The 4,081-nt window shown below is 66.2% G+C and carries 5 protein-coding genes; 4 read left to right on the top strand and 1 reads right to left on the bottom strand.

Features of this window, described 5'->3' with window-relative positions; all coding sequences use genetic code 11:
• Window positions 1-239: 239 nt before the first annotated feature.
• From Q8S38_RS16125 to Q8S38_RS16110, 4 genes are all read left to right on the top strand, one after another.
• Complete coding sequence (locus Q8S38_RS16125) at window positions 240-830, top strand: GbsR/MarR family transcriptional regulator (RefSeq protein WP_305681400.1); 591 nt, start codon at window positions 240-242, stop codon at window positions 828-830.
• 5 nt (window positions 831-835) lie between these two features.
• A complete protein-coding gene (locus tag Q8S38_RS16120; protein ID WP_305681399.1) occupies window positions 836-2,245 on the top strand; it encodes a cytochrome ubiquinol oxidase subunit I in 1,410 nt (469 codons plus the stop codon).
• An 11-nt stretch (window positions 2,246-2,256) separates the two neighbouring features.
• Complete coding sequence (locus Q8S38_RS16115) at window positions 2,257-3,261, top strand: cytochrome d ubiquinol oxidase subunit II (RefSeq protein ID WP_305681398.1); 1,005 nt, start codon at window positions 2,257-2,259, stop codon at window positions 3,259-3,261.
• 74 nt (window positions 3,262-3,335) lie between these two features.
• Window positions 3,336-3,539 carry a hypothetical protein gene (locus Q8S38_RS16110; RefSeq protein WP_210254010.1) on the top strand — a complete coding sequence of 68 codons (204 nt, stop codon included), beginning with the start codon at window positions 3,336-3,338 and terminating at the stop codon, window positions 3,537-3,539.
• A 187-nt stretch (window positions 3,540-3,726) separates the two neighbouring features.
• Here the strand turns inward: Q8S38_RS16110 and Q8S38_RS16105 are convergent, their stop codons facing one another.
• A complete protein-coding gene (locus Q8S38_RS16105) occupies window positions 3,727-3,993 on the bottom strand; it encodes a DUF411 domain-containing protein (RefSeq protein ID WP_371125898.1) in 267 nt (88 codons plus the stop codon).
• Window positions 3,994-4,081: the final 88 nt, after the last annotated feature.

Genomic DNA, 4,081 nt, shown 5'->3' with positions numbered 1-4,081 from the left:
AGTTCACCGCGCAAAAATCGGCCGGACACTCCGGAGGCCCATTGGGATCGATGATACCGTCTCGCTGTCGCTTGCAAGTCAGCATGCGCGGTGGTTGCTGTTTATACGGCTGTCGATTATCGGCGCCTTAGAGCTCCTTATAGATGTAGCAGTGCCCGCTGAGTCCCGCGACAACAGCGCACATCGCAACGTGGTACGATTTCTCTACTTTCAGGAATGTCTGAAAACTGAGAAACGCCATGAACCTGCCACCGCTCTGCGAAGCCTTCGTCCTGCATTTCGGCGAGATGGGAAGCCGCTGGGGCGTCAACCGCACCGTGGGGCAGATCTACGCCGTGCTGTTCATCGCAGAGACGGCGCTCTGCGCCGATGATCTGGTCGACCGGCTCGGCATCTCCCGCTCCAACGTCTCGATGGGGCTGAAGGAACTGCAGAGCTGGAACCTGGTACGGCAGCGGCCCGTGGCCGGCGACCGGCGTGACTTCTTCACGACGCCCGACGACATCTACTCGATCGTCCGCACGCTCGTGAACGAGCGCAAGAAACGCGAGATCGACCCGACGCTCTCGATGTTGCGCGAACTGCTGATGCAGACGCCTGCCAACGCGCAGGAAGAGCACGCCCAGTCGCGCCTGAAGGACATGCACGAGCTGATCGAGCTTTTGACGGCGTGGTATGCCGATATCGAGAAGCTCGAGACCGACAGGCTGATCCAGCTTCTCAGCCTCGGCTCGAAGGTCGCCAGGATCCTCGAGGTCAAGGACCGGATCTTCGCCCTGCCCGGCGGCAAGGGCCGCCAAACCCCGTCAAGCACCCCCAACCGAGGCTGATTCCGATGGACCCGATCGTCCTGGCGCGCATCCAGTTCGGCGCCAACATCTCCTTCCACATCCTGTTCCCGACCATCACCATCGCGCTCGGCTGGGTGCTGCTGTTCTTCAAGGTCTCGTTTAACCGCAGCGGCGACGAGAAGTGGATGAACGCCTACCGCTTCTTCGTGAAGGTCTTCGCCCTGACCTTCGCGCTCGGCGTCGTCTCCGGCATCACCATGAGCTTCCAGTTTGGCACCAACTGGCCGGGCTTCATGAACACCGTCGGCGCCGTCGCTGGGCCGCTACTGGCCTATGAGGTGCTGACCGCCTTCTTCCTCGAGGCGACCTTCCTCGGCATCATGCTGTTCGGCTTCCGCAAGGTCCCCAACTGGGTGCACACGCTGGCGACCTTCCTCGTCGCCTTCGGCACGACCATGTCGGCCTTCTGGATCATCGTGCTGAACTCGTGGATGCACACGCCGGCCGGCTACGAGCTGCGCAACGGCGTCGTCCACGCGACCGACTGGGCGGCGATCATCTTCAACCCGTCCATGCCCTATCGCCTCGGCCACATGCTGCTGGCGTCGGGACTGACCTGCGCCTTCCTGCTGGCCGGCCTCTCGGCCTGGCGCTGGCTGCGCCAGGATCGCGGCCCCGACGTGATGGCGGCGCTGCGCACCGGCGTGACGCTGGCGGCCCTGCTGATCCCGGCGCAGATCCTGGTCGGCGACATGCACGGCCTGAACACGCTGGAGCACCAGCCGGCCAAGGTCGCCGCGATGGAGGGCAACTGGGAGACGGGCGGGCATGTGCCGCTGGTGCTGTTCGCGCTTCCCAACGAGAAGGAGCGCCGCAACGACTTCGAGATCGCCGTTCCCAATGGCGCCAGCCTGATCCTCAAGCACGAGGCCGCCGGCGTGATCCCGGGCCTGAACCAGTTCGTCGCGCCCGACGGCACGAAGCTGCATCCGCCGGTGGCGCCGGTGTTCTTCGGCTTCCGGGTCATGGTCGGCACCGGCATGCTGATGCTGCTGGTCTCGTGGTTCGCGACCTGGCGGCTGTGGCGGCGGGGCGAGCCCGGCACCGTCCTCGGCTGGGTCCTGGTCGGCATGACCTTCTCGGGCTGGGTGGCGACGCTGGCCGGCTGGTACGTCACCGAGATCGGCCGCCAGCCCTGGTTGGTGACCGGCGTGCTGACCACGGCGCAGGCGGCCTCGACGGTGCCCGCCGGCATGATCGCCAGCACGCTGGTGGCCTATCTCGTGGTCTATGTCGCGCTGATCGCGGCCTATGTCTCGGTGTTGTTCCACCTTGCCGGCAAGGGCCTGAAGGCGGTGGCGTCGCCCAGCGGGGCCGGTGTCAGCAAGGCCGGCGGCGCGCCCCGGGGCGGCGGTTACGCCCAGCCTGCCGGCGCGACCGCGCAGGCGAAGTGAGGGAGGCTGCGATGAGCTGGCTCGACGGACACACCCTGCCCCTGATCTTCGCCGCGCTGATGGGGATCTCGATCCTCGCCTATGTCATCCTCGACGGCTACGATCTCGGCGTCGGGATGCTGATGGCGGGGGTCGACCGGCCCGAGCGCGACGCGATGATCGCGACCATCGGTCCGTTCTGGGACGCCAACGAGACCTGGCTCGTGCTTGGCATCGGCCTGCTGCTGGTCGCCTTCCCCCAGGCGCACGGGCTCGTGCTGCAGGCGCTCTACCTGCCTGTGGCGCTGATGCTGCTCGGCCTCACCCTGCGCGGCGTGGCCTTCGAGTTCCGGGTCAAGGCGCAGCAGACGCACCAGCGCTGGTGGGACGGCGCCTTCATCTGCGGCTCGCTGCTGACCGCGCTGACGCAGGGATACATGCTGGGCCTCTACATCATGGGCTTCGCGCCCGGCCTGCTGACGCAATTCTTCGCCATCGGCGCCGGGCTCGGCCTGACGGCGGCCTACTGCTTCGTTGGGGCGACCTGGCTGCTCGGCAAGACCTCGGGTGCGCTGCAGGCCCGCGCCGTGGTCTGGACCCGCACAGCGCTGGTGGCGACCGCGCTCGCCATGGCGGCGGTCTCGATCGCGACGCCGCTGGTCAGCCCGCGCATCTTCGAGCGCTGGTTCTCCTTCCCCAACATCATCGGGCTGGCGCCGATCCCGCTGATGACGGGCGCGCTGTTCCTGGCGCTGTGGGTGTTCCTGAAGCGCATGCCGCGCAGCGACCACTCGCTCGACTTCGTGCCGTTTGCGGGCGCGACCGCGCTGTTTGCGCTCGGCTTCCTGGGCCTGGCCTATTCCTTCTACCCCTATGTCGTGCCCGAGCGGCTGACGATCTGGGAGGCGGCGAGCGCACCCGAGAGCCTGCTGATCATCCTGATCGGCGCGGCCTGCGTGCTGCCATTCATCGCCGCCTATACGGCGTTCAGCTACTACGTGTTCCGCGGCAAGGCGACGGAGCTGCGCTACGACTGACGCCGTCCTTGGCTCGCGACAGGGTCTTGTCGTGCCTCTTGGGATTCGATGGGTCCGGCAGCGAGCCCATGGCGATGCTGACGCTGGTCCTCGCGATGCTCAATGCGGTTGAGATTCAAGGCCTCGCAGTTGCGCCTGTCGAGGCCGGGTTCGGAGCCGAGACCTGCGGCGGCGCGGGCGGCGGGGCGGTCCCCTCGCGCTGGCGCGCCCGTTCGACCGGCTTGCGCTCGACCACGCGCGGTTTTGGCGGCGGTCTGGCGCGGGGGGCGATGACCTAGAGTTGGACAAGCGCGATTAGCGTGCCGATCGCCGGGTGCCCGCCGCCGATGCCTGCGAGCATCGGCCGGCGCGAGCGTCGGTTCGATATCGCGACCAATGGTCGGAAAGAACCAACCGACACGGTGAACCGCCTCGGTTCAGATTATTGTCAATCTGAGCCGCGAGCGGTGTCAGTCAAACGGTCGATCAATGCTTGCCATACACGCGGGTCTGACCGTCAGTGCCGATGAGCAAAGTCTCGAATTTGTCTGGCGTGACGCCTGGAACCTCCATTCCGGGCGATCCAACAGGCATGTCGGGAACGGCTAGGCCAAGAGCCGCCGGCCTGGCTTTCAATAACTTGCGAATGTCTGAGGCCGGTACATGACCCTCGACGAAGTAGCCTTCGACAACGGCGGTGTGGCAGGACTGGACTTTATCCGGGACACCCGTAACACGCTTGATTGCAGCCATGTCGCTGCTTTCGACGACGCGCGGCGTGAAGCCGGCCTGCTCGAGATGTCGGACCCACGCCTTGCAGCAGCCGCAGGTTGGGCTGAGA

The organism is Allobosea sp., assembly GCF_030695125.1.
Lineage (GTDB): Bacteria > Pseudomonadota > Alphaproteobacteria > Rhizobiales > Beijerinckiaceae > Allobosea.
Note: the sequence above shows the minus strand (reverse complement) of the source record. Positions and strands in the feature narration are given on the sequence as shown.